We start from the raw sequence: 23,250 nt of genomic DNA on the forward strand, positions 1-23,250 counted from the left end.
GCGGCCCTACGCCGGGACGTCCGCCATCAGGCGTTCTGCGATCCGCCTGGCGTCGGCGGCCGGGTCCTTCTCGTGGCCGATGTGCGCAGTGACGATCGCTCCCTCCTTCAGGAGGAGGAGGCCACGGGCGAGCCCCGCCGGGTCGGGCGCCCCCGCCGCCTTGGCGATCCGCTCCACGCGCTGGAAGAGCAGGCGCTTGTGCTCCGCCGACTGGGCATGGATCGGGTGCGAACGGCTCGGGTACTCCGACGCGGCCTTGATGAACATGCACGAGCTGAAGCCGGGGCTCGCGAACCACTCTCCCAGCGCGTCGAACATGGCGAGGAGCTGGGCCCTCGGCCGTCCGGCCTGCTCCATGCGCCGGAACAGCCAGTTGCGGAATTCCTCGTCCCTGAGGCGCAGCACCGCGAGGATGAGGTCCTCCTTGGTGCGGAAGTGGCGGAACATCGTCGTCTTGGAGATGCCGGTCTCGGCGGCGAGGCGATCCATCCCCGTGGCGTGGAAGCCCTCGCGGTAGAAGATCTTGAGCGACTCCCTGACGAGCTCGTCGCGCTTTTGCGGGCGCATTGCGCCTCCAGACACTGCACTGACCGGTACCTAGTCTAAACCCATCGCCGGGCGATGAAAGCGACAAATCCACTCAGGAAATCGGAGCCTGTCCAAAGGCCTGTCGGAATTGAACGAGGGAGCGCATCGGCCCCCCTCCCCAAACGATACCGATTAGTGCATTTATGACCGACCAAACGAAACAGATCAGTTCACCCGCGTCCCGCACCAGGAGCCCGCCATGAGCCGCCCGCCCTTCCCCCCCTTCACCGCAGAGACCGCCGCCATCAAGGTACGCGCCGCCGAGGACGCCTGGAACAGCCGCGACCCGGCCTGCGTCGCGGCCGCGTACACTTCCGACTCGAACTGGCGGAACCGCTCGGAATTCCTGGTCGGCCGGGACGAGGTGGAGGCGTTCCTGACCCGCAAGTGGCAGGCCGAGCACGACTACCGGCTCATCAAGGAGCTGTGGGCCTTCACTGGCGCGCGCATCGCCGTTCGCTTCGCCTACGAGGCCCACGACGGCAACGGCCGGTGGTTCCGTGCCTACGGTAACGAGAACTGGGAATTCGCCCCCGACGGCCTGATGGCCGTGCGCCGCGCCTCGATCAACGACCTCTCGATCACAGAGGACGAGCGCCTGTTCCGCTGGCCCCTCGGCGTCCGCCCGCAGGACCACCCCGGCCTCTCCGACCTCGGCCTCTGACCACCCGCGTCGGGCGCTCGTCCGGTGCCTGCACTGCGGCCGGTGCGGGAGGAATGCCAAGGGCCTGCGTTCCGACCCTTGTGGGAGGATTGTCCGGTCCGAGATGTCCACCCGGTGCCGGCTCGCCGACCGATAAGGGATTGCTGAGGGATGCATGATTTCCGCCCTGTGCCGGCGGTCTGGCGCGGGAAGCCCGTTCGCAAGCTCCAGTCCGACCGATCCGAAACGACTGTCCGATGCCCGATGTCCGGTCGCCGCCTGCGATGCGACCGGCGCTGGTGGCCGGGCGAGTGCAGGCTGATCCGCCCTCGATGGGCCAATCCCCGCGGAGGTCGGCTCTGCCCCAATTGTTCAGCATGAACCGCATCTCTGCTCGTCGGACCCGGGGAGCAGTGCACCTCAGGACGTGTGGATGAGAGCGGTATCTCGTGTGGCCGTGAAGCTCCGATCCGAGGCCTGGCTCCGCCGGAGTGACCCGGTGGTGCCTGCGTCGGGACATATATTCAGTAGCGGACGATGGCTGCGAGGCGGACGGCGGCGAGGAAGGTGGTCGCCGGTCGGTCGTAGCGAGTTGCGATGCCGTGGAAGTCCCTGAGGCGTCCGACCATGCGTTCGATGGCGTTGCGGTCGCGCTAGTGGCAGGGCGAGAAGCAGCTCTTCCAGCGCCGATTGGACTTCGGCGAGGTGTTGGGAAGGGCGAGGCAGGACTAGACCGCCCGGCCGACAGGGTCGGTGCCGCAGGCCTTATCAGCGTGGACGACCCGACAGTCCGGCATGATCCGGAGGAGGACCTCGGAGGCTCTGCAGCCCGCCATCTGGCTGCCTGAAGGCGGAAAGGCGACCGGTCTGCCGAGTCCGTCAGTCAGGACCTTCGTCGTGCGCCTGCCACACGACTGCCCGATGGCCTCGTCGCGTTCCCCCCCTCGGCCATCGGCCGCACAACGGTGCGCCTTCACCGCGGATGTGTGGTGCAGGATCGCAGTGGGTGGCCCACCCGCTGCAGGGAGGGCACGGAAGACATCGATCCAGACACCCTTTTCGGCCAACAAGCGGTTGCGGAATGCCCTGTGAGTTCCGTGGTCCTCGGGCGCAACCTTCCAGCGGCGGCCCGGCTTCAGGACATGGATGATGCCCCTGCTCACTCGGCGGTCATCGACCCTGGGCCCGCCTCTCGTGCCGCGCGGCAACAGCGGCGCGAGGCTCTCGAACTACGCCTTGCTGAGCCGGAAGTACGATCGGCCCATGACGATTTCCCTACGGAGATCGGGAAACCGGACCCGCCTGCACATGGCGGCGAACGTCATCGCACCGCCGCCGCCGATCGACTATGAGGCATGGGCGATCGAGAACCTGACGTCCTCAGACCGCGAATCGCCCTTCGTCGGCCGGTACAATCCCGAGCTCTTCCCGTTCTTTGCCGGCATCTTCGAGGCGCTCTCCCCGGAGGACCCGTGCCGCACGGTGACCTGGGTGAAGAGCGCCCAGCTCGGCGGGACGGTGGTCGGGACGATTTTCACGCTCGACTCGATGGACATGGACCCGTGCGACTTCCTGTTCGTCCACCCGACCGAGGACAACGGCAAGCGCTGGTCGCGCCTGAAGCTGGCGCCGATGATGCGCTCGACCCCGGCGATTGATGCGGCGTTTCTACGGAACCGCCGAGGATGGCAGCCCGCGCACGCCCGCGGAAGCGTGCGGCCTGGCGATGCTCGGCGTCATCAATGGCTGGAAGGCGAGCGCTCTTCTGGAGGAGCGGGCCGAGGCCGAAGCGGCGACGCGTGCCACCGTGAACGACATCACCGTGACGGAGATCGGCACCGCCGAAGCGCGTGTTCCCTGACGACAATCCGTTGGCAGACCGGGCCGTCTTGTGATCCAAAGTATGAAACCGGATTATTCGTCGGGCATGTCCTCACCGTGTCGGTATTCCTCAGGATAATAACTGTCGGGAACGCCGATAGAAATCCAGTACACCGGGTTGTTCTCCAGCGGGGGTAGTAACTTGGATAGGCTGGCGAATGAGGCGCCATCTATATATCCCCACTCGAAAAGTGATGCGATATAGCCAGACCAAGCGATATTCACATGATCCTTATTCAGATTTTGGTCCTCAGCGTATTGCAGGTGCGCCTGAATACGCACGAGCAGCTCCTCTATGTTTTCCTGATTCATCATCGCTCTGAATAACCCTCATTAAAGGCGTGAAATCGATGGGCTCAGCGGGCACATCATTGGTCGCAAAAGGCAAGGAGATCTCGTGGAACAACTCCAGAAGATCATCAACGATCGCATCGCGTTCATGCTCGGGCAGCAGGCACTGCGCTCGATCATGCTCCAGTCCGAGAACGAGGCTCTCCGCGCCGAGGCGGACGCTCTGCGGGCCGAGGTTGAGCGACTGAGGCGGCCCGCAGAAGACCAGAAGGGGAGCCTCCATGGCCTCCGGAAGGCCGGGGCCCGGCAGTGGGCCGAGAGCGGGGCGACGGAGAACGAAGTAGCGTCTTTCCTTGCCCATCGCGGAACCAGAACCGCATCGACCTACACTCGAGAGGCGGACCGCCAACGGCTGTCCGATAGTGGGTGGGAGAAGGTCAAAGCGGCAACAAACCTTGCCCAACCATCCAAAAAGGTTGGGCGCACAGGCGGAGAAACACCTTAAATTTCAATTGCATGGAAGTTTGGATGGTACGCCCGCCGGGACTCGAACCCGGGACCTGCCGATTAAAAGTCGGATGCTCTACCAGCTGAGCTACAGGCGCGATGTGGTCGGGTTAATGGTTTCGGCCATGCGGTGCAAGCGGGAACCCGCCCGTGCGCCGCAATTCAACCAGCCGTCCACGCCCCATGGAACGGCCGGCCCGCCGCCGGGATCAGCGTCGCAACCCGTCCGTCGCCACCGCAATGATATCGGTCCGCGCAACCCGTATGTCCAGTGTGGGCGATGGCGACCGTCGTCCGGTTCCCACTCCGCCCGGATTTCGCGGGCACCTCGCCGCCGATCTCCGAGGGAAGAGAACCGGCGGCGAGATTCGTGCTTCGCGCTTCCGTGACTCAGGCGTCGCCCGGCTTGCCGACCCGGCCGCGGCTCTGCGCGTCGACGACCGCGACGGCCGTCATGTTGAGCACACCGCGCGCCGTCGCCGACTGGGTGACGATATGCGCCGGCAGCGCCGTCCCCAGCATCATCGGCCCGACATGGAGGGCGTTCGTGACCTCCTTCAGCAGCGTCATCGAGATGTGGGCGGAATCGATGTTCGGAAAGACCAGCAGGTTCGCCTCGCCATCCAGCGTGCTGTTCGGCATCGCGCGCTGGCGCACGACCTCGTTGAGCGCGTCCTCGCCGGTCATCTCGCCGTCCACCATCAGGCCGGGAGCGATCGAGTTCAGCCGGTGCAGGGCGCTGCGCATCCGCCGCGCGGACTCGGTGTCGCGCGAGCCGAAGCGCGAGGCCGACAGCAGCGCGACGCGGGGCGTGATGCCGAATGCCGAGATCTGGTCGGCCGCAAGGACGGTCATCTCGGCGATCTGGTCCGGCGACGGTTCGACACATACCTGCGTGTCGAGAAGGAAGAGCGTCGACCGGTCCCCCAGCAGCAGCGACATCGCGGCGAGCTCGCTGACCCCCTCCGCAGTGCCGATCACGTCCCGTACCGCCTTGACGTGCGTCGCGAACGGGCTCTCAACGCCGCAGAGCATGGCGTCCGCCTCCCCGCGCCTGACCGCCAGCGCGGCGATCACGGTCGCGTTGGTGCGCACCACCGTCCGCGCCGCCTCCGGCGAGATGCCGCGGCGGCCGACCAGCCCGAAATAGGTGTCGACGTATTCACGGTAGCGGGGATCGTCCTCCGGATCGATCACCTCCACCGCGTCGGGGACCCGCTTGAGTCCCGCCCGCTTCGCGCGATGCTCCACCACGCGGCGCCGGCCGATGAGGATGGGCGAGCACAACCCCTCCTCCAGCGCGATCTCGGCGGCACGCAGCACGCGCTCGTCCTCGCCCTCCGCGTAGACGACGCGGCACTGCGAACCGGCGGCCTTCGCGAAGATCGGCTTCATGATCGAGCCGGACCGGAACACGAAGCGGTTCAGCTGGTCGACGTACGCCTCCATGTCCGCGATGGGGCGCCGCGCCAGCCCGGCCTTCTCCGCGGCGCGTGCCACAGCAGGTGCGATCCGCAGGATCAGCCGCGGATCGAACGGCGCCGGGATCAGATAGTCCGGGCCGAACGTCTTGACCGTGCCGCCGTAGGCGCGGGCGACCTCCTCGCTGGGCCGCTCGCGCGCGAGGCCGGCGATCGCCTCCACCGCGGCCTTCTTCATCGACTCGTCGATCCCTGTCGCGCCGGCGTCGAGGGCGCCGCGGAAGAGGTACGGGAAGCAGAGGACGTTGTTGACCTGGTTCGGATAGTCGGAGCGCCCGGTGCACATAAGCGCGTCGGGCCGCACCTCGGCGACGACCTCCGGCATGATCTCCGGATTGGGGTTGGCGAGCGCCAGCACCATCGGGTTCGGCGCCATCTTCGACACCATCTGCGGCTTGAGGACCCCTGCGGCCGAGAGGCCGAGGAAGATGTCCGCACCGTCGATCGCATCGTCGAGCGTGCGCATCGTGGTGGCGCGCGCGAACTTCGCCTTCCACGGGTCCATCCCCGTGTCGCGCCCCTCGTAGACGACGCCGTCGATGTCGGTCACGATGATGTTCTCGAGTCTCGCGCCGAGCTCGAGGAGAAGATTGAGGCATGAGAGCGCCGCAGCGCCCGCCCCGGCCGTCACGATCTTCACATCCGAGAGGGACTTCTCCTGGATGAGGAGGCCGTTGCGGATGGCGGCCGAGACGATGATCGCCGTCCCGTGCTGGTCGTCGTGGAAGACGGGGATGCCCATCCGGGCCTTCAGCTTCTCCTCGATCTCGAAGCAGTCCGGGCCCCGAATGTCCTCGAGGTTGATCCCGCCGAAGGTCGGCTCCAGCGCCGCCACGACCTCGACGAACTTGTCGATGTTGGTCTCGTCGACCTCGATGTCGATGCCGTCGATGTTGGCGAACTTCTTGAAGAGGACGGCCTTGCCCTCCATGACCGGCTTCGAGGCGAGTGCGCCGATCGCCCCGAGTCCGAGGACCGCCGTGCCGTTGGTGACCACGGCGACGACGTTGCCGCGGGCCGTATAGTCGAATGCCGTCAGCGGGTCCTTGGCGATCCGCAGGCACGGCACCGCGACGCCGGGCGAATAGGCAAGCGACAGATCGCGCTGCGTCGACAGCGGTTTCGTCGCGCGGATCTCGAGCTTTCCAGGGGGATTGAGCTTGTGGTAGGCGAGTGCTGCGTCTTCGCCGGCAGTCGGTTCGTCGGTCATGGGCCCTCCGTCGCCCTTGGATTAAGCCCAGTGGATGACGCCAGCAACACACGAACGACCTTCCGGAACCATTCATGCCGAAGATCGACGATAGCATCCCCTTCGAGCCGGCGGGCTTTGCGGTCATCATCGTGTCCGACACGCGCGACGCGTCGACCGACAAATCCGGCGATCTGCTCGCGAGCCGCATCGGCGAGGCCGGCCACCGCCTCGTCACCCGGACCATCGTCAAGGACGACCGCTCGGCCATTCGCGCAGCCGTCGAGGCTGCCGTTGCGAACTCCGAGGTCGACGCCGTCATCACCTCGGGTGGCACCGGGTTCACGGGACGGGACGTGACACCGGAGGCCATCGAGCCTCTGTTCGACAAGAGGATGGACGGCTTCTCCGCCGTATTCCACCGCCTCTCGTATGACGTCATCGGCACGTCGACCGTCCAGTCCCGTTGCACTGCGGGCCTGATCGGGACGACATTCGTCTTCGTTCTCCCAGGGTCGCCGGGTGCCTGCCGGGACGCGTGGGACAAGATCCTCAAAGACCAGTTCGACATCCGCTTCCGCCCCTGCAATTTCGTCGAGATCATGCCGCGGCTGTCGGAACGCTAGTCGAACAACAAGACCGTATCAAGAACAAATTGCGATTGATGAGGTTCCGGGAACGCGCTACCTTCTGTTCCGCAGAAGGGCGATGTTCATGTCTGAGACGCTTTATGTTCCACGAAAGCAGGCCGACGGGCAACGCATGCCCAAGCGAAGCCGTGGAACGGCGATCAATCCGCATCCCCGCTTCGAGGCCGAGGTTCGCGAAGCCGTCGACGACGGGTGGGAACAGGGCGAGGCCGCACGTCCCCGCACGACGGTAACCGACGAAACCGCGAAGACGATCATCACGCGGAACGCCTCGCCCGACATCGGGTTCGACCGATCGATCAATGCCTACCGCGGGTGCGAGCACGGCTGTGTCTACTGTTTCGCGCGCCCGACCCACGCCTACCTGGGCCTCTCCCCCGGGCTGGATTTCGAGACACGGCTGTACGCGAAGCCCGGCGCGGCCGCCTTGCTTCGCAAGGAGCTGTCGTCACCCTCCTATCGCTGCCGGTCGATCGCGATCGGCACGAACACCGACCCCTATCAGCCGATCGAGCGGACGCGCCGGATCACCCGTGAAATCCTGGAGGTTCTGTCGGAGACGCGGCACCCGGTCGGGATCGTGACGAAGTCCGACCTCGTCGTACGGGATATCGACATTCTGTCCGAGATGGCCGCGCACAACCTCACGAAGGTCGGCCTGTCGGTGACGACGCTCAATCCGGAGCTCGCGCGGACGATGGAGCCACGCGCGGCCCATCCGCAAAAGAGGCTCGCCGCAATCGAGGCCCTCGCTAAGGCGGGGGTGCCGGTCGCCGCGCTCGTCGCGCCGATCGTCCCGTCGATCAACGATCACGAAATCGAGGCGATCATAGAGGAGGTTGCGAAACGCGGGGCGACGCACGTGAACTTCGTGCTCCTGCGTCTCCCCAACGAGGTGAAGGAGGTCGTCCGTGACTGGCTCGCCCGCTATTTCCCGGATCGGGCCAGGCGGGTGATGTCCATCATGCAGGCCATGCGTGGCGGAAAGGACTACGACGCGACCTGGGGGCTGCGCCAGCGCGGCGAGGGTCCGTTCGCGAAGGCGATCGCCGAGCGGTTCGCGCTGGCGGCGAAGCGGCACGGCATGGCCATCGGGACGATCCGGCTTCGGACAGATCTTTTCCGATCACCCGGCGCGCACTCGCCGCAACTCGACCTGTTCGGATAGTCCCGTGAGGCCGCGGAGCAGCGCACGGCTCGACAGCTGGTCAGCGACCGAGGGCCCTCAGCGCAGTGGAGGATGCGGAATTGAGCGGGGCATGCAGGAACACCCACGCCGGGGGCGTCGCGCGGGCGAGCGCGCCGGCCTGGGATTCGGGGCGCCGGGCCGACGCGAACGCTCTCGCCGCGGTGGACGATATTGCGGCCAGGGAGGCGCCCGGCCGGTCGACGACGGCCACCGGGACGGAACGCATGATGAGCTTCCATTCCTGCCAGCGGTGAAGCGTGGCGAGGTTGTCCGCCCCCATGAGCCAGATGAAGCGAACGGCCGGAAAGCGCCGTTTCAGATAAAGGATCGCGTCGGCGGAGTAGCGGATCCCGGCGGCCGCCTCGAACGCCGTGACCGTCATGCGGGGGTGATCGGCGATCGCCTCGGTCAGCCGGATGCGCTCCGCGAGCGGCAGCAGCTCCTTGGTGGACTTCAGCGGGTTGCCGGGCGTCACCATCCACCAGACCCGATCGACGCCGAGGCGGCGCAGCGCGGCGTCGGCCACGGCGCGGTGCCCCCCGTGCGGAGGATTGAATGACCCACCGAAGAGCGCGATGCGCTGGGCGAAGCCCACCCTCGGAGGGCGCAGGTAGAATGGCGCGACGGACATGTCCGCCGGCCTTATCGACGGAGGGCAATTCACGGGCGGGTCTGGCCGGCTCCGCGGACCTGGTACTTGAACGTCGTCAGCTGCTCCACCCCCACAGGGCCGCGCGCGTGCATCCGCCCTGTGGCGATGCCGATCTCGGCGCCCATGCCGAATTCGCCTCCATCGGCGAACTGGGTCGAGGCATTGACCATGACGATCGCCGAGTCGACCTCGGCGAGGAAGCGCTCGGCCACGGAGGCGTCCTCGGTGACGATCGCATCTGTGTGGTGGGAGGAGTAGCGCGCGATGTGAGCGAGCGCGCCCTCCAGCCCGTCGACGACGGCGATGGAGATCACCGGAGCGAGATATTCGGTGGCGAAGTCCTCCTCCGTGGCGGCCGCCATCGGTGCGATCGCCTGCGCGCGGGCGTCGCCGCGAAGCTCGCAGCCGGCGTCGTCGAGGGCCGCGGCAAGGACCGGGAGGTGTGTCGCCGCACAGGCAGAGTCGACCAGCAGCGTTTCCGCCGCGCCGCAGATGCCGGTTCGACGCATCTTCGCGTTGACGACGATGTCCCTCGCCATCTGAAGGTTCGCCGCGGCGTGGATGAAGACGTGGCAGAGCCCCTCAAGGTGGGCGAAAACCGGCACGCGCGCCTCGGACTGGACGCGCTCCACGAGGGAACGCCCACCGCGCGGGACGATCACGTCGATGCCGCCGTGCGCGCCTGCCAGCATTGCCCCGACGGCGGAGCGATCCTTCGTCGGGATCAGTTGAACCGCATCCTGCGGCAGACCCGCGGCTGCCAGTCCACGGCGCAGGCAGTCGGCGACCGCGGTCGCCGAGCGGAGCGTCTCGGAACCGGACCGCAGGATCACGGCGTTGCCTGCCATCACGCACAGGGACGCGGCGTCCGCGGTGACGTTCGGGCGGCTCTCGTAGATGACGCCGACGACGCCGAGCGGGGTCGCGACGCGGTCGATCCGGAGGCCGTTGGGCCGCTCCCACGACGCGAGCACCCGGCCGACAGGGTCCGGCAGGTCCGCGACCGCCTCGATGGCGGCGGCCATGGCCTCGATCCTGTCGGCGCTCAGCATGGCGCGGTCGCGGAACGCGCTCGCCGCGTCCATGTCGATAAGGTCCGCGGCGTTCGCCTGAAGGATCGCCTCCACCGAGCGTCGCACCTCCGTCGCCATCGCCGCCAGCGCGGCGCGCTTGGACCCGGACGGCGTCACGGCGAGCGTGGACTGCGCCGCCCTTGCCTTTCGTCCCATCTCGGCGACGAGAGCGTCGGTGTCGAGCGTGTCGCGCGTAAGAGGAATGACGGTCACAATGCCTCCGGTGGCGCCGCGTCCAGCGCCATGTCGTCCCGATGAACCATGGTTCGGCGCATGCGTGGACCCACGCGCTCGGCGATAGTTCGCGTTTTCTGCCCTGCGATCAAGCGCGCATCCTGGGCGTCGTACGCCACCAGGCCGCGGCCGAACTCGCGGCCGCTGGCGTCGAGGAGCCGCACCGCGTCCCCCCGCGCGAAGTCCCCTTCGACGGCGATTACGCCGGCTGGAAGGAGACTGCGCCCGGCCCGCACCGCGGCGACCGCGCCCTCGTCGAGTTGCAGGGACCCGGTCGTCTGGAGCGACCCGGCGATCCAGACCTTGCGGGCCGTCCTGGGGTCGGATCGCGGCCGGAACCATGTCGCGCGGCCGCCGTCGTCGACGCTCGCGAGGGGGTGGTTCACCCGGCCGGAGGCGATGACCATCGTCACGCCGGCCTCGGTCGCGATCCGCGCGGCGTCGATCTTGGTCTTCATGCCGCCGCGCGACAGCGCCGAGCCGGCATCGCCCGCCATCGCCCAGATCTCGTCCGTGAGGTGCGGCACCTCGGGGATGAAGCTCGCCGCCGGGTCCGTCGCGGGCGGCGCGGTGTAGAGACCGTCCACGTCGGACAGGAGGACGAGACAGTCGGCGGAGATCATCGTCGCGACGCGCGCCGCGAGGCGGTCGTTGTCGCCATAGCGGATCTCGCTGGTCGCGATGGTGTCGTTCTCGTTGATCACCGGCACGACGCGGGCGCGGATGAGCTCGGCAATCGTCGAGCGGGCGTTGAGGTAGGAGCGCCGCTCCTCTGTGTCGCGCAGGGTCAGAAGGACCTGGGCCGCGCGCATGCCCTCTGCGGCCAGCGCCGCCGACCATTCCGCCGCCAGTGCGATCTGTCCGACGGCGGCGGCGGCCTGGTTTTCCTCGAGGCGGAGCGGGCGAAGGCCATAGCCGATCGGTCCGCGGCCCAGCGCGATCGCGCCGGAGGAGACGACGACGACCTCGGAATGGGCGTGCAGCTTGGCAAGGTCCGCAGCGAGCGTCGCCAGCCAATCGCGGCGCACGCCGTTCTCGCCGACGATGAGCGCCGAGCCCAGCTTGACGACGATGCGTCGTGCCGACGACAGGCGGCCCCGGTTGACCGCCTCGGCGGGAGCGCTCAGGGCTGCCATGTCGGCTCCTCGGGCGTGTCGTCCGTCCGCTCGTTGCGGATGACGCGGGCGAGAGCGCGCAGGACGTCGGTCACCCCCTGCCCCGTCGCGGCGGAGATCAGCATCACCTCGTGGCCGCACGCCTCGGCGAGCGCGGCGCGCTTGTCCTCGGCGTCCAACGTCGCATCCGCCTTGGAAAGAGCGACCACGCGCGGCTTGTCGACGAGGTCGGCCCCGTAGAGCTCCAGCTCGCGGTCGACGGTCTGGAAGTCGCCGACGACGTCGTCCGACGTGCCGTCGACGAGGTGCAGGAGGACCGCGCAGCGCTCGATGTGGCCGAGGAAGCGGTCGCCGATGCCGATCCCCTCGCTCGCCCCCTCGATGAGGCCCGGGATGTCGGCGATCACGATGCGGCGCGTGTCGACGGTCGCGATGCCGAGGTGGGGATGCAGCGTCGTGAACGGATAGTCCGCGACTTTGGGCTTCGCGGCCGAAACGGCCGAAAGGAAGGTCGACTTGCCGGCGTTGGGAAGGCCGACCAGACCGGCGTCGGCGATCAGCTTGAGGCGCAGCCAGATGGCCAGCTCCTCGCCCTGGAGGCCAGGGTTGGCGTGCCGGGGGGCCTGATTGGTCGACGACTTGAAGCGCTGGTTGCCGAAGCCGCCGTTGCCGCCCTTCAGAAGGCGCACGCGCTGGCCCGCCGCGGTCATGTCGGCGAGCACGCGCTCCTTGTCCTCGGACAGGACGACGGTACCGACCGGCACACGCAGCACCGCGTCCTTGCCGTCGGCACCCGTGCGGTTGCGGCCGGAGCCGCCGTCGCCGGCGCCGGCCCGGAAATGCTGCTGGTAGCGGAAGTCGATGAGGGTGTTCAGGCCTTCGACGGCCTCGACCCACACGTCGCCGCCCCGCCCGCCGTCGCCGCCGTCGGGACCGCCGTGCTCGATGAACTTCTCCCGCCGGAACGACACAGCGCCGTTGCCGCCGTTCCCGGAGCGCACGTAGATTTTGGCTTGATCGAGAAATTTCATAGTCGTCGACCCGCTTGCCGCGCCAACGACTTCTCGCGCAGACGTTGCCCTCTGGAAAGGGGGCAGCCGTCGTCCGCGTTGAACTGCAGGGGCCGGATCACCCGCGCTGCATGTCCAGTGCGGCCGTTGTGGCCGGCCTGAGTTACGGTCCGATCAGCGGGACACCGGAGTGCCCCGACGCCGGACCAGGGGCGACGCGCGGCCCGATGGACACGCCGCGCCGACCTGGTTGTGATGTGGTTTGGTCCGTCGACGCTTACTCGGCCGCAGCCGGGACGTCGCCGGTCGCGCGCTGCGTGGTCACGGACACGAAGGTCCGGCCGAGGCGCTTGCGGAACGCGACGTAGCCTTCGGTCAGGGCGAACAGGGTGTGATCCTTGCCCATTCCGACGTTATCGCCAGCGTGCCAGCGCGTGCCACGCTGACGAACAATGATGTTGCCGGGTTCAACGGCTTCACCGCCGAACTTCTTGAACCCGAGGCGTCGGCCCGCTGTATCACGACCGTTGCGTGAGGAGCCGCCAGCCTTCTTATGAGCCATGTCGATCTCTTGAACTAATTCGGGGCATCCGCCCCAGGACAACGAACGGAGCTCAAAACTCCGAACAATTTACGACTCAGGCGCTCGCCTGGATGTCGGTGATACGCACCAGCGTCAGAGGCTGCCGATGGCCGTTGCGACGGCGCGAATTCTGCCGGCGGCGCTTCTTGAAGATGATGATCTTGCGGGCGCGCACATGGTCGACGATCTCCGCCTTCACCGACGCGCCCGAGACATGCGGTGCGCCGACGGAAAGACTGTCGCCGTCACCGACCATGAGGACGTCGTCGAACGAGATCGAGTCACCGGCCGAACCATCGACGGTTTCGACCTTCAGCTCGTCCCCAGGCGACACTTTGTACTGCTTGCCGCCGGTCTTGATTACCGCGAACATATTCCCTCTCGTTCGGCCCACGCCACGCGCAATTGCCCGCCCTGCTCTGCGTCGATTCTCGAGGCGCAGCGCATGCGGGAACTGGACTTAGGACGCGTGCATGTACGGCCTCGTCGCCCTTGCGTCAAGCGGCGTGGGCTTATGATGGAGAAGTTTTGAAACCTCTCTATTCACTTTGTGTGACATTGCGATCAAACGATGCGAACGCACGCGACCTCGCTCTCGAGCGCACGCAGAAGGCTCATCGCCGCGAGGCCGGACGAGCGGGGATTGCCGGGGAGCGGCGCTGCCTCGAACGTCGCCGAGAAGCGGCCGAACGCCCCTTCCGCCTCGAGAGTGTGGGTGTTGGCGGCGACGCCGGGGTCGGCGATCAGGCGCACCGTCGTCGCCTCGAAGCCGATTCCGGCGAGGGCCACTGTCGCCGCCACGTTGGCGTTCTTGGGGTAGGCGAGCGCCGCGTCCCGGGCGTTGCCCTCGAAATGGACGAGCGGCTCGGTGAGCGACTTGAGGCCGAATCGCTCCGCCGGCGTTCCCGCCCAACCTGCCGGAGGCTTGCGGCCGGTGTAGCGGACGGCGGTCAGCCCACCGACCTTCGCGGCCGACAGGGTGTCGATGGCGCCGATCGCGCCGGCGGCGAGGATGATTCGCCCCCCGCCCCGCTCGGCCGCCGCGACGAGCGATTCGGCGAGCGCGGCGTCGGCGAAGGCCGCGGCCGACAGCGTGAACACCCGGTGGCCGGCCTCGAGCAGCGCGGGGCCGTGGGCGCGCAGGCCGTCCATCCCGGCGCAGTCGGCGACGACGTCGGCGTCGACGTCGCGCGCGTCGCTCACCGCCGGGACATCGAGGGGGGCTTCCGCGCCGGGGCGCAGCAGCATCTGCGCCAGCGCGAGCGGCGGTTTCAGGTGTTCGGCGATATACTGCGCGATGGGCCCGCGGCCGATGATCGCCACCCTCACGACACGGCCCTCCGGGGGTTGTCATGCAGCTTGCATGAAACCGTCCAACCGCCATGATGCGGCATAAGTTGGAGGAGAGAACGCATGAAACGTATCCTTATCGCGATGACGGCCCTGGTGCTCGCGGGTCCCGTCGCCGCGCAGGACAAGATGCAGTTGAAGATCGGTACGGAAGGCGCCTACCCCCCGTTTAACTACTACGATTCAGACCGCAACCTCATCGGCTTCGACGTCGATATCGCCAAGGCCCTCTGCGAGGAGATGAACGCCGAGTGCACGTTCGTCGCCCAGGACTGGGACGGCATCATTCCGGCCCTGCGCGCCGGCAAGTTCGACGCGATCATCGCCTCCATGTCGATCACGCCGGAGCGTGACGAGGTCGTCGACTTCACCAACAAGTACTACAACACGCCGCCGGCGATCGCCGTGCCGAAGGACTCGGACCTGACCGAGGCGACCCCCGAGGCGCTCGCCGACGTCATCATGGGTGCCCAGTCCTCCACCACCCACGCGAACTACGCCGCGAAGTACTTCCCCGACACGGAGCTCCGCCGCTACGGCACGCCCGAGGAGTACAAGCTCGACCTCGCCTCCGGCCGCATCGACGCCGCCATCGACGACGTGGTCGTCCTCTCCGACTGGCTGAAGAGCGAGGACGGCGACTGCTGCAAGATCCTCGCGACCCTGACGCCGGATCCGGAGATCAACGGTCAGGGCGCCGGCATCGCCGTGCGCGAGGGCGAGACCGAGCTCGTCGACAAGTTCAACAAGGCGATCACCGCCATCCGGGAGAACGGCAAGTACGCCGAGATCCAGGCGAAGTACTTCGACTTCGACGTCTACGGCGACTGATGCCGCCCGCGTCCGCCGCGCTCAGCCGGCGGGCGCCTCCTTCGGGACCGGCGGGGCGTAGATCCGCGACAGGAACCACAGCAGCACCAGCGCCGGGATCGCGAACAGCGCCGTCGCGGTGAAGAAGCCCGACCAGCCGAGCGATTCGGCCAGCCAGCCCGACGAGGCGGCGAGCATCGTCCGCCCGAACGCCATCAGCGACGTCAGCAGCGCGTACTGCGTCGCCGTGAAGGCGAGGTTGCAGAGCGAGGAGAGGTACGCGACGAACGCGGCCGATCCCAACCCCCCGGTGAAATTATCTGCCCCGACCGCGACGGCGAGCGCCGTCATGTCGTGGCCGCGCGTCGCGAGCCAGGCGAAGGTGAGGTTCGTCGCAGCCTGCAGGACGCCGCCGACGGCAAGCGCCGGGAGGATCCCGATGCGCGCCACCAGCGCCCCGCCGACGAAGACGCCGACCATCGTCATGACGACGCCGAACACCTTGGTGACGCTGGCGATCTCCACCCCGCTGAAGCCGAGGTCCACGTAGAACGGGTTCGCCATCGCGCCAGCGACCGAGTCGCCGTACTTGTAGAGCAGCACGAAGGCGAGGATCAGCACCCAGCCCTTGCGCGTCGCGAAGTCCTTCAGCGGGTCGAGCGTGGCGTGGCGCAGGAAGGCGAGCGGCTTGTCGGGCGGCGGCGGACGGCGGTTCAGCGGCTCGTCGGCGATCAGCGTGCCGGCGATGCCGACGAGGATCAGCCCCGCCATGATGGCGTAGACCCCGTCCCAGGTCATGAAGTCGGCGAGCGCCAGCGCGCCCGCGCCGGAGGCGAGCATGCCGACGCGGTAGCCAGCCTGTGTCATCGCCGCGCCGGCGCCCTGCTCGCTCTCGTCGAGGATCTCGATGCGGTAGGCGTCGACGACGATGTCCTGTGTCGCGGAAAGGAAGGCCATCACCAGCGCCGCCATGGCGAGGAAGCCAAGGCCCTCGGGCGGCGCGGCCTGCCCCACCACCACGATGGAGACCATCAGGAGAAGCTGCACCACCAGGAGCCACCCGCGCCGCAGGCCCAGCCAGCCGGTCACGTACGGCAGGCGTACATGGTCGAGGAGCGGCGCCCACAGGAACTTGAGGCTGTAGGGCGTGGCGACCGTCAGCAGCCCGCCGATGGCCGCGAGGCTGACGTCCGCCTCCCGCAGCCAGAAGGAGAGCGTCGAGAAGCCGAGCAGCAGCGGCAGCCCGCTGGAGAAGCCCATCAGGAAGATGACGAGCTGGCGGCGGCTCGTATAGACGGCGAGCGCGCTCCTCCAGCCGTCGCGGTGTGTCTCAGCGTCGGTCATGCTCGCATGCTTCTACGTCCCGGGTTCCGGCCGCCAGCCGTCAGGCGCGCTCGTCCACCGTCCGCTGACCGGTCCGGTCTCAGGGGGCGAACGCGGTGTAGGGGATGAAGCGGACCGGCGTGCCGGGGGTGATCGAGACGCCGTCGTCCGGCAGCTCGACGAGCCCGTCTGACCAGGTGAGCCCGGTGACGAGGCCCGAACCCTCCGAGCGGAAAACCTCCGCCGCGCCGTCCGCGTCGATGCGGGCGCGCAGGTACTCCCGCCGCCCGCGCTTCTTGTTCTTGGCGAAGGCCGCCGGGACCATCCACCCGGCGGGAAGCCGCCAGTCGCCGCCCGCGAGGCGCCGGAACGCGGGCGCGGCGAAGACCAGAGTGCAGACGAAGGCCGCCACGGGATTGCCCGGCAGTCCGAACACCGGGACGCCGCGCCACATCGCCATCGCCAGCGGACGGCCCGGTTTCACCGCGATCCGCCATTCCGCGAAGCTGCCCTCGCGCGTCAGTAGCGCGGACACGTGGTCCTCGTCCCCCGTCGAGGCGCCGCCGGAGGTGAGTATGACGTCCGCCTCCGCCGCGCCGGCGTCGAGCCGGGCGCGAACCTCGTCCGGATCGTCGGCGGCGTGGCCGAGGTCGACCGGCACGAAACCCCACGCGGCGATCTGGGCGAGCAGCATCGGCCGGTTGGCGTCGTAGACCTGATGCGGCTCGGCGGGCGCGCCGGGCGGCAGGATCTCGTCCCCGGTGGACAGCACGGCCACCCGCAGCCGCTCGCGCACCGCCACCTCGCCGTGGCCGGCGGCGGCGAGGAGGGCGACGTCCTGCGGCCGGAGGCGGTGTCCGGCGGAGAGGATCGTCTGACCCGGCGTCATGTCCTCCCCGGCCCGGCGCGTATTGGCGCCCGCCTTCGGGAGGGCGACGAGTGTGACCGTCCCCTCACCCACCGTTGCGTCCTCCTGCATCACGACCGTGTCCACCCCCTCCGGGAGCGCGGCACCGGTCAGGATGCGCACCGCGGCGCCCGGCGGAACCACCCCGGCGAAGGGCTCGCCCGCGGCGGCGCGTCCGGCGAGGAGCCGCATCGTGCCGCTCGCCCCTTCTCGCGCGAAGCCGTAGCCGTCCACGGCGGAGTTGCTGGCGGCCGGGTTGGCGCGGCGCGCGGCGACGTCCTCGGCCAGAAAGCGCCCCGCTGCCGACGCGAGGTCCACCCGCTCGACGCCCGTCACCGGGGCGAGCCGTTCGCCCAGACGCGCCAAAGCCTCGTCCACCGGCGTCCAGTCGACACCGGGCGGCAGCGCGAAGCAGTCGTTGGGGAGGCGGCCGGTCAACGTCCGAGCCCCGTCTCGGCGAGGATGAGGTCGGCGATCCCCGCGACGTCGTCGAGCGACAGGACCGGGCGGCCCAGGTCGGGCAGCGCCGTGTCGGTGGCGATGGCACGCACGGTGGCGTCCTCGCGGGCGAGCAGCGTCCCGCCGCTCTCGGCGCGGTGCACCTCGAGCTTGTCGTGCCGGCTCCGCTTGAACCCCTCGACGATGACGAGGTCCACCGGCGTCATCCTTGCGAGGAGGCCGTCGAGCGGCGGCTCCTCCTCGTCCCCGAGCTCGTGCATCAGCGCCCAGCGGGTGGAGGACGCGAGCATCACTTCCCTGGCGCCCGCCGCGCGGTGACGCCAGGAATCGGTGCCCTCCTGGTCGACATCGACCCGGTGGTGGGCCCGCTTGATGGTCGAGACCGTCAGGCCGCGCGCGGTGATCTCCGTGACCAGGCGCTCGACCAGGGTCGTCTTGCCGGAGTTCTTCCAGCCCACAACGCCGAACACCTTCACGCGACCATCGCCTCCGCCCTCGCCAGGTCCTCCGGGGTGTTGAGATTGAAGAACGGATCGCCGTCGAACATGGCGCTGACGGCGCCGTGCGCGTCGGTCCACAGGACGATCTTGCGCGTCCCGGCGGCAAGCGCCTCCCCGAGGTCCGCGGCGAGCGCCACCGACCAGAGGCCGAACGTCGGGTGACGCCGTCCGTCCTCGCGGGTGGCGGCGAGGACGATGGGCGCACCCGTCGCATCCGCCTCGGCCGCGAGCCGGACGACAAGGTCCTCCGGGAAGAAGGGCGTATCCGCCGCGACGGTGACGACGTGGGAGGCGCCCTGCCCCGCCGCCCACTCCATCGCGGCGAGGATCCCGGCCAGCGGTCCCGGCCGGTCCGGCACGGTGTCGGCGATGACGGGGAGGTCCGTCGCGACACCGTCCGGGATGTCGTTCGCGTTGAGCGCCATGGCGCTGACCTGCGGGGCGAGACGCTCGACCACGTGGGACAGCACCGGGCGACCGCCGAGCGGCAGCAGCCACTTGTTGCCCCCGCCCATGCGGCGCGACAGCCCGCCGGCAAGGATCACTCCTGGGACGTTAATCGCGGCCCCCCTTGCGGCGGTGCCGCGGATCTTCGGTCGCCACCTGGCGGATGTCGGCGTCCCGCGTCAGGCGATGCTCGCCGGAGACGCACATGAACCGCTCGCCCCGCATCCGGCCGATCAGCGTCAGCCCGACGTCCCGCGCGATCTCGACACCCCAGGCGGTGAAGCCGGAGCGAGAGGCGAGCACCGGGATCCCCATCAGCGCCGTCTTGATGACCATCTCCGAGGTGAGGCGGCCGGTGGTGTAGAGGATCTTGTCCGCCGCGCCCTCGCTCTTCGCCAGCATGTAGCCGGCGATCTTGTCCACCGCGTTGTGGCGGCCGACATCCTCCATGTAGACGAGCGGCACGTCCTGCCGGCACAGCACCGTGCCGTGGATGGCGCCCGCCTCGAGGTAAAGGCTCGGCATCGTGTTGATGGTCCTGGCGAGCGCGTAGAGCCAGGAGGTGCGCACCTCGGTGTCCGGCAGGGTGAGGTTCTCCAGCCCCTCCATCATGTCGCCGAACACCGTGCCGACGGCGCAGCCGGACGTGCGCGTCTTCTTCGCCAGCTTGTCCTCGTAGTCGGTCGGCGAATCGGTGCGCACGACGACGGTCTCGAGCTCCTCGTCGAAATCGACGCCCGTCACCGTCTCGCCGGCGCGCAGCATCCCCTGGTTCCTGAGGAAGCCGAGGGCGAGGTACTCGGGATAGTCTCCGATCGTCATCGTGGTGACGATCTCGCGGCTGTTGAGGAAGATGGTGAGCGGCCGCTCCTCTACGACGCGGATCTCCTGCCGCGCGCCGGTCTGGTCCGTCGCCTCGATGGTGCGGGTCAGGCGCGTGTCGGCGGGGTCCGGCGCGATGACGAGGCCGGGCGCGGCGATCGTCTCGCTCACCGGTCCACCCGGTCCGGCCTCGCCCACGGGCGAAGGCGTGCATCCAAAGCCATGACGTGCTCCCTTCCGGATTGAGATATGAAGCGAACGCCCCCCGGGTGGCAACCGCCCCCACCGCCGCCGGGAGCGATGGTCGCAGGGAGATTGACGCGATGGCCGAAACGCCCGCATTCGACGAGGACTGCGACACGCGCGGCCAACGCTGCCCGCTGCCGGTGCTGAAGGCCCGAAAGCGGCTGAAGCCGATGGCGTCCGGCACCGTCCTGCGTCTCGTCAGCGACGACCCGCTCGCGCGGATCGACGTTCCCAACTTCTGCCGGGAGGACGGGCATACCCTGATCGCCACCTCCGAGGCCGAAGGCACCCTCACCTTCTTCATCGCCAAGCCCTGACGGGCCGCCTAGGTGGCGAGGACGACGATAATCCCGCAGACGGAGATCGCGACGCCGGCGGCGGTCATCACCGTCACCCGCCGCGAGCGGTGGATGATCCGGTCGAGCGCGAGGGTGAAGATCGGATAGGTCGCGACGATTGGCGCGACGACGGTGACCGGCCCCCGCGACAGGGCGTTGTAGAGGAGGAGGACCGCGACGCCGTTGGCGACGCCGACGACCATGTACCACCCCGCCGCCCGACCGAGCGTCACTCGCCGCGGCGCGAAGGCGAGGCGCACCGTGAGGAGCACCAGCGCCGAGACGCAGTAGCCGATGGTGACCGCCGCCATCGGGTCGGGCCAGCTCTCCATGCCGAACTTGATCGCCGGCTGGGTCGCCCCGCGCACCATCGCCGAGAGGATCGGCAGCGCCATGAAGATCAGCGCGGCGCGCGGCACGTTGCGCCACCGCTCCACCGCCAGCAGCGACAGCCCGCCGAAGATCGCGCAGACACCCACCATCTGCGACAGGCGCGGCACGTCGCCGAACACGATCGCGGCGATCAGGATGGCGAAGAGTGGCGTCAGGTTCCCGAGCGCGCCGGTGAGGTTCGGGCCGTTGTGCCGGTTGCTGGCGAACGACAGCAGCGTCACCGCCGCCGGGAACAGCGCGCCCGTCGCGGCGAATACGGCCGCCCCCGGCATCGCCCAGGCGGACCAGTCCACCGTCAGCGGCGAGATGAGGAGGAAGAGCGCGGCGGACGTCGGCACGCTGATCGCCCCGCCGACCAGCGGTCCCGCGCCCCGCAGCGCGTAGGGGGCGAGCACCAGCGCGAGCGCGAACGAGAACGCCGCCGCGACGGCGAGGAGCGCCAGAACCGGTTCCACCCTACGCGAGCCCCTTCAGGATGAGCGCGGCCCCGGCCACCGTCAGCACCACGAGGATGCCCCGGCGGAAGGTGCGTTCCGGCAGCCGGTGGCGCACCCTCGCGCCGAGCCGGACCCCGCCGACCGACAGCGCCACGCCCGCGAGCGACACCACCGCCGCCGGCACGGTCATCAGGCCGATGCGGGTGAGCGCCGTCGCCATCGCCGCGCTGGAGATCGTGAAGGAGAGGTTCATCACCTGGATCAGCATCGCCGGCGTCAGCTCCAGCGCCATCACGAACGGCGCGAGCGGCATGACCTGACTGCCGGTGAGCCCGTTCACCAGGCCCGTCGACAATCCGACTCCGGGGGCTAGCGGCCGCTCAAGGTGGGGCGGCAGACGCCAGTCGAGGCGGCGGAACGAGAAGGCGCACCAGGCGATCAGCGCGACGCCGAGCGCCGCCCCCGCCGTCGCCCCGTCCACCGACCCCAGCAGCGCCGCGCCGAGGAAGACGCCGACGGGCGCCAGGACGAGCATCAGCCAGAAGCGACGGATGGTCGGCAGGATCGGCCCGGTGCTGACGAGGAGCGTGAAGTTCGACGCCACCGATGGCGCGAGCACCAGCGGCAGCGCCGACTTGATGCCGATGACGAGCGCCAGCATCGGAATGCAGGAGGTGGCGTAGCCCAGTCCCGTCGCACCCTTGATGATGCCCGAGACGAAGAACGCGAGGCCGACGTAGGCGAGCGTCGGCGCATCGTAGTCCATACCGGCCCTTTCTGGTGTCCCGTCGCGGCCGGGGGCGCGTGTCCCTGAGGGGTGCCGCGATGGCTTCGGGCCGTGGTCGAGCCCCGACACGCAGCTGCGCGTCGGGAGCCATTGGCGCCGCCGGGCCCGGCGCCGTCAAGGCCGGCGCGGCCTCTCGTGCGACATGATCGCGCGGAGTCGCGCCCAGCGAGACGATCGCGCCGCCGGACGGCGCGCCGGGCCCCCCGGAGGGGTCGCGGCTCAGGCCGTGACGCCGCCCCAGACCGCGTCGGCGGTCTTCACCACCAGCTCCAGCTTGGCGCGCTGCTCGGCCTCGGTGATGTTGTTGCCCTCCTCCGTGGAGGAGAAGCCGCACTGCGGGGCGATGCCGAGCTGGTCGATGTCGGCGTACTTCGAGGCTTCCTCGAACTTGGCCTTCAGCCAGTCGAGATCCTCCAGCTTGCCGGTCTTGGTGGTGATGAAGCCCGGCATCACGCGCTGCTTGCCCTTCGGCAGGAGGCGCAGCGGCGCGAGCCCGCCGGCCCGCTCGGTGTCGTATTCCATGAAGAAGATGTCGACGCCGGTCTTGTTGAAGATCGCGTCCGCGGCCGGGTCGTAGCCGCCCTCGGCGACGTGGGTGGATTTGAAGTTGCCGCGGCACATGTGCATGCCGATGACGAGGTCCGCCGGGCGGTCCTTGATCGCCTCGTGCATCATCCACGCGTACTTCTCGATCAGCATGTCCGGGTCCTGGCCCATGTCGGCGCGGACCTGTCGCTGCTTCGGATCGCACAGGTAGGCGAAGAAGATGTCGTCCATCTGCAGGTAGCGGCAACCGGCCTTGTAGAAGGCGTCGACGGCCTTCCTGTAGGTCTTCGCGATGTCCGCGCAGAAGGCGTCGACATCCTGATACTGCGCCGGCCCGATGTCCTTCGGGTTGGTCCGGAAATGGACGCAGGACGGGCCGGGGATCGAGATCTTCGGGGTCACCGAGGTGTTCGCCGCGACGAACTTGAAGTGCTCGAGGTGCGGGTGATCCTCGGGAAAGTCGAGCGTTCCGGTGATCGTCGGCCGCACGGCCTTGGTCTGCACCCCGGCGAACTGGATCCCCTCGTCGGAGGAGACCATGTCGAGCCCGGTCAGCTCGCCCATGAAGTCGAAGTGCCAGAAGGAGCGGCGGCACTCGCCGTCGGTGACGGCCTTGAGGCCGACCTCCTCCTGCATCCCGATGAGGTCCTTGATGGCGACGTCCTCGGCCGCGCGGAGGTCGGCCTTGGCCTCGGTGCTGCCGGGGTTCTCGGCGACCCGCTTGCGGGCATCCTGGACCGCCTTCGGGCGGAGGAGACTGCCGACGTGGTCGGCGCGATAGGGAGGCGTGGTCATAGCA

At 68.8% G+C, this 23,250-nt stretch carries 24 protein-coding genes, 1 tRNA gene and 1 pseudogene; 6 read left to right on the plus strand and 20 right to left on the minus strand.

The window, feature by feature from the left end:
* Nucleotides 1–6 precede the first annotated feature (6 nt).
* Entirely contained in the window at nucleotides 7–567 is a 561-nt protein-coding gene (locus tag DLJ53_RS16100; RefSeq protein ID WP_111347147.1) for a TetR/AcrR family transcriptional regulator, read from the minus strand.
* Between the two features lie 220 nt (nucleotides 568–787).
* On the opposite strand from DLJ53_RS16100, the gene DLJ53_RS16105 reads away from it, so the two are divergent.
* Nucleotides 788–1,252: a nuclear transport factor 2 family protein gene (locus DLJ53_RS16105; protein ID WP_111347148.1), complete on the plus strand. Its 465-nt coding sequence runs from the start codon at nucleotides 788–790 to the stop codon at nucleotides 1,250–1,252.
* Between the two features lie 503 nt (nucleotides 1,253–1,755).
* Here the strand turns inward: DLJ53_RS16105 and DLJ53_RS16110 are convergent.
* Nucleotides 1,756–2,442 (minus strand): annotated as a pseudogene (locus DLJ53_RS16110) (IS5 family transposase).
* Here DLJ53_RS16110 and DLJ53_RS16115 point away from each other — a divergent pair.
* Nucleotides 2,381–3,250, plus strand: a complete 870-nt coding sequence (locus DLJ53_RS16115) for a phage terminase large subunit family protein (RefSeq protein ID WP_244935085.1) — start codon at nucleotides 2,381–2,383, stop codon at nucleotides 3,248–3,250. The pseudogene DLJ53_RS16110 and the gene DLJ53_RS16115 overlap by 62 nt on opposite strands.
* A 112-nt stretch (nucleotides 3,251–3,362) precedes the next feature.
* Here the strand turns inward: DLJ53_RS16115 and DLJ53_RS35220 are convergent, their stop codons facing one another.
* From DLJ53_RS35220 to DLJ53_RS16130, 3 genes are all read right to left on the minus strand, one after another.
* Entirely contained in the window at nucleotides 3,363–3,686 is a 324-nt protein-coding gene (locus DLJ53_RS35220; RefSeq protein ID WP_162409265.1) for a hypothetical protein, read from the minus strand.
* 246 nt (nucleotides 3,687–3,932) lie between these two features.
* Nucleotides 3,933–4,008 (minus strand) — tRNA-Lys (locus DLJ53_RS16125).
* A 292-nt stretch (nucleotides 4,009–4,300) separates the two neighbouring features.
* Nucleotides 4,301–6,601, minus strand: coding sequence for an NADP-dependent malic enzyme (locus DLJ53_RS16130; RefSeq protein ID WP_111347153.1), 2,301 nt, complete (start codon nucleotides 6,599–6,601; stop codon nucleotides 4,301–4,303).
* 74 nt (nucleotides 6,602–6,675) lie between these two features.
* Here DLJ53_RS16130 and moaB point away from each other — a divergent pair, with 74 nt between their 5' ends.
* Together moaB and DLJ53_RS16140 are read left to right on the plus strand one after the other, a co-directional pair.
* A complete protein-coding gene (gene moaB / locus DLJ53_RS16135; RefSeq protein ID WP_111347155.1) occupies nucleotides 6,676–7,206 on the plus strand; it encodes a molybdenum cofactor biosynthesis protein B in 531 nt (176 codons plus the stop codon).
* A gap of 82 nt (nucleotides 7,207–7,288) precedes the next feature.
* Nucleotides 7,289–8,398, plus strand: a complete 1,110-nt coding sequence (locus DLJ53_RS16140; protein ID WP_111347156.1) for a PA0069 family radical SAM protein — start codon at nucleotides 7,289–7,291, stop codon at nucleotides 8,396–8,398.
* A gap of 40 nt (nucleotides 8,399–8,438) precedes the next feature.
* On the opposite strand, the gene DLJ53_RS16145 is transcribed toward DLJ53_RS16140, so the two are convergent.
* The 7 genes from DLJ53_RS16145 to DLJ53_RS16175 form a co-directional block, all read right to left on the minus strand.
* Nucleotides 8,439–9,050, minus strand: a complete 612-nt coding sequence (locus tag DLJ53_RS16145; RefSeq protein WP_111347158.1) for a nicotinate-nucleotide adenylyltransferase — start codon at nucleotides 9,048–9,050, stop codon at nucleotides 8,439–8,441.
* Nucleotides 9,051–9,079: 29 nt separating this feature from the next.
* The gene (locus DLJ53_RS16150) at nucleotides 9,080–10,348 is read right to left on the minus strand and encodes a glutamate-5-semialdehyde dehydrogenase (protein ID WP_280525511.1); all 1,269 of its coding nucleotides are present in this window, start codon (nucleotides 10,346–10,348) and stop codon (nucleotides 9,080–9,082) included.
* Between the two features lie 5 nt (nucleotides 10,349–10,353).
* A complete protein-coding gene (proB, locus tag DLJ53_RS16155) occupies nucleotides 10,354–11,514 on the minus strand; it encodes a glutamate 5-kinase (RefSeq protein WP_111347159.1) in 1,161 nt (386 codons plus the stop codon).
* The gene (obgE, locus tag DLJ53_RS16160; protein ID WP_111347161.1) at nucleotides 11,502–12,524 is read right to left on the minus strand and encodes a GTPase ObgE; all 1,023 of its coding nucleotides are present in this window, start codon (nucleotides 12,522–12,524) and stop codon (nucleotides 11,502–11,504) included. The genes proB and obgE overlap by 13 nt, the downstream gene beginning before the upstream one ends.
* Before the next feature lie 256 nt (nucleotides 12,525–12,780).
* Nucleotides 12,781–13,065: a 50S ribosomal protein L27 gene (gene rpmA / locus DLJ53_RS16165; RefSeq protein WP_111347163.1), complete on the minus strand. Its 285-nt coding sequence runs from the start codon at nucleotides 13,063–13,065 to the stop codon at nucleotides 12,781–12,783.
* 76 nt (nucleotides 13,066–13,141) lie between these two features.
* A complete protein-coding gene (rplU, locus tag DLJ53_RS16170) occupies nucleotides 13,142–13,459 on the minus strand; it encodes a 50S ribosomal protein L21 (RefSeq protein WP_111347164.1) in 318 nt (105 codons plus the stop codon).
* 191 nt (nucleotides 13,460–13,650) lie between these two features.
* Nucleotides 13,651–14,415, minus strand: coding sequence for an aspartate dehydrogenase (locus DLJ53_RS16175; protein ID WP_111347166.1), 765 nt, complete (start codon nucleotides 14,413–14,415; stop codon nucleotides 13,651–13,653).
* 84 nt (nucleotides 14,416–14,499) lie between these two features.
* Between DLJ53_RS16175 and DLJ53_RS16180 the strand changes: the two genes are divergently transcribed.
* Nucleotides 14,500–15,267, plus strand: coding sequence for an ABC transporter substrate-binding protein (locus DLJ53_RS16180; protein ID WP_111347168.1), 768 nt, complete (start codon nucleotides 14,500–14,502; stop codon nucleotides 15,265–15,267).
* 21 nt (nucleotides 15,268–15,288) lie between these two features.
* On the opposite strand, the gene DLJ53_RS16185 is transcribed toward DLJ53_RS16180, so the two are convergent.
* The 5 genes from DLJ53_RS16185 to DLJ53_RS16205 all read right to left on the minus strand — a co-directional run bounded on the left by DLJ53_RS16185 (nucleotide 15,289) and on the right by DLJ53_RS16205 (nucleotide 19,875).
* Nucleotides 15,289–16,590 (minus strand): AmpG family muropeptide MFS transporter, encoded by a 1,302-nt coding sequence (locus DLJ53_RS16185; protein WP_111347169.1) that lies wholly within the window; start codon nucleotides 16,588–16,590, stop codon nucleotides 15,289–15,291.
* A 79-nt stretch (nucleotides 16,591–16,669) separates the two neighbouring features.
* Nucleotides 16,670–17,914, minus strand: a complete 1,245-nt coding sequence (locus DLJ53_RS16190) for a molybdopterin-binding protein (RefSeq protein WP_111347171.1) — start codon at nucleotides 17,912–17,914, stop codon at nucleotides 16,670–16,672.
* Complete coding sequence (gene mobB, locus DLJ53_RS16195) at nucleotides 17,911–18,411, minus strand: molybdopterin-guanine dinucleotide biosynthesis protein B (RefSeq protein ID WP_111347172.1); 501 nt, start codon at nucleotides 18,409–18,411, stop codon at nucleotides 17,911–17,913. The genes DLJ53_RS16190 and mobB overlap by 4 nt, the downstream gene beginning before the upstream one ends.
* The gene (gene mobA / locus DLJ53_RS16200; RefSeq protein ID WP_244935086.1) at nucleotides 18,408–18,980 is read right to left on the minus strand and encodes a molybdenum cofactor guanylyltransferase MobA; all 573 of its coding nucleotides are present in this window, start codon (nucleotides 18,978–18,980) and stop codon (nucleotides 18,408–18,410) included. The genes mobB and mobA overlap by 4 nt, the downstream gene beginning before the upstream one ends.
* Before the next feature lie 10 nt (nucleotides 18,981–18,990).
* The gene (locus DLJ53_RS16205) at nucleotides 18,991–19,875 is read right to left on the minus strand and encodes a formate dehydrogenase accessory sulfurtransferase FdhD (protein WP_244935087.1); all 885 of its coding nucleotides are present in this window, start codon (nucleotides 19,873–19,875) and stop codon (nucleotides 18,991–18,993) included.
* Between the two features lie 152 nt (nucleotides 19,876–20,027).
* Here DLJ53_RS16205 and DLJ53_RS16210 point away from each other — a divergent pair, with 152 nt between their 5' ends.
* Entirely contained in the window at nucleotides 20,028–20,267 is a 240-nt protein-coding gene (locus DLJ53_RS16210) for a sulfurtransferase TusA family protein (protein ID WP_111347177.1), read from the plus strand.
* Nucleotides 20,268–20,275: 8 nt separating this feature from the next.
* Here the strand turns inward: DLJ53_RS16210 and DLJ53_RS16215 are convergent, their stop codons facing one another.
* The 3 genes from DLJ53_RS16215 to DLJ53_RS16225 all read right to left on the minus strand — a co-directional run bounded on the left by DLJ53_RS16215 (nucleotide 20,276) and on the right by DLJ53_RS16225 (nucleotide 23,246).
* Complete coding sequence (locus DLJ53_RS16215; protein ID WP_111347178.1) at nucleotides 20,276–21,136, minus strand: EamA family transporter; 861 nt, start codon at nucleotides 21,134–21,136, stop codon at nucleotides 20,276–20,278.
* A 1-nt stretch (nucleotide 21,137) separates the two neighbouring features.
* Nucleotides 21,138–21,884 carry a sulfite exporter TauE/SafE family protein gene (locus DLJ53_RS16220; RefSeq protein WP_111347180.1) on the minus strand — a complete coding sequence of 249 codons (747 nt, stop codon included), beginning with the start codon at nucleotides 21,882–21,884 and terminating at the stop codon, nucleotides 21,138–21,140.
* Nucleotides 21,885–22,124: 240 nt separating this feature from the next.
* Nucleotides 22,125–23,246: a 5-methyltetrahydropteroyltriglutamate--homocysteine S-methyltransferase gene (locus DLJ53_RS16225; RefSeq protein WP_111347181.1), complete on the minus strand. Its 1,122-nt coding sequence runs from the start codon at nucleotides 23,244–23,246 to the stop codon at nucleotides 22,125–22,127.
* Between the last annotated feature and the right edge of the window lie 4 nt (nucleotides 23,247–23,250).

Source organism: Acuticoccus sediminis (genome assembly GCF_003258595.1).
Taxonomy (GTDB): domain Bacteria; phylum Pseudomonadota; class Alphaproteobacteria; order Rhizobiales; family Amorphaceae; genus Acuticoccus; species Acuticoccus sediminis.

Excerpts from the sequence above, each read along its gene's own strand:
- moaB (WP_111347155.1), top strand. The coding sequence starts at position 6,676 with ATGCCGAAGATCGACGATAGCATCCCCTTCGAGCCGGCGGGCTTTGCG.
- rpmA (WP_111347163.1), bottom strand. The coding sequence starts at position 13,065 with ATGGCTCATAAGAAGGCTGGCGGCTCCTCACGCAACGGTCGTGATACA.
- DLJ53_RS16105 (WP_111347148.1), top strand. The coding sequence starts at position 788 with ATGAGCCGCCCGCCCTTCCCCCCCTTCACCGCAGAGACCGCCGCCATC.
- DLJ53_RS16130 (WP_111347153.1), bottom strand. The coding sequence starts at position 6,601 with ATGACCGACGAACCGACTGCCGGCGAAGACGCAGCACTCGCCTACCAC.
- DLJ53_RS16185 (WP_111347169.1), bottom strand. The coding sequence starts at position 16,590 with ATGACCGACGCTGAGACACACCGCGACGGCTGGAGGAGCGCGCTCGCC.
- DLJ53_RS35220 (WP_162409265.1), bottom strand. The coding sequence starts at position 3,686 with ATGGAGGCTCCCCTTCTGGTCTTCTGCGGGCCGCCTCAGTCGCTCAAC.
- rplU (WP_111347164.1), bottom strand. The coding sequence starts at position 13,459 with ATGTTCGCGGTAATCAAGACCGGCGGCAAGCAGTACAAAGTGTCGCCT.
- DLJ53_RS16140 (WP_111347156.1), top strand. The coding sequence starts at position 7,289 with ATGTTCATGTCTGAGACGCTTTATGTTCCACGAAAGCAGGCCGACGGG.
- obgE (WP_111347161.1), bottom strand. The coding sequence starts at position 12,524 with ATGAAATTTCTCGATCAAGCCAAAATCTACGTGCGCTCCGGGAACGGC.
- DLJ53_RS16225 (WP_111347181.1), bottom strand. The coding sequence starts at position 23,246 with ATGACCACGCCTCCCTATCGCGCCGACCACGTCGGCAGTCTCCTCCGC.
- DLJ53_RS16115 (WP_244935085.1), top strand. The coding sequence starts at position 2,381 with ATGCCCCTGCTCACTCGGCGGTCATCGACCCTGGGCCCGCCTCTCGTG.
- DLJ53_RS16220 (WP_111347180.1), bottom strand. The coding sequence starts at position 21,884 with ATGGACTACGATGCGCCGACGCTCGCCTACGTCGGCCTCGCGTTCTTC.
- proB (WP_111347159.1), bottom strand. The coding sequence starts at position 11,514 with ATGGCAGCCCTGAGCGCTCCCGCCGAGGCGGTCAACCGGGGCCGCCTG.
- DLJ53_RS16180 (WP_111347168.1), top strand. The coding sequence starts at position 14,500 with ATGAAACGTATCCTTATCGCGATGACGGCCCTGGTGCTCGCGGGTCCC.
- DLJ53_RS16145 (WP_111347158.1), bottom strand. The coding sequence starts at position 9,050 with ATGTCCGTCGCGCCATTCTACCTGCGCCCTCCGAGGGTGGGCTTCGCC.
- DLJ53_RS16210 (WP_111347177.1), top strand. The coding sequence starts at position 20,028 with ATGGCCGAAACGCCCGCATTCGACGAGGACTGCGACACGCGCGGCCAA.
- DLJ53_RS16100 (WP_111347147.1), bottom strand. The coding sequence starts at position 567 with ATGCGCCCGCAAAAGCGCGACGAGCTCGTCAGGGAGTCGCTCAAGATC.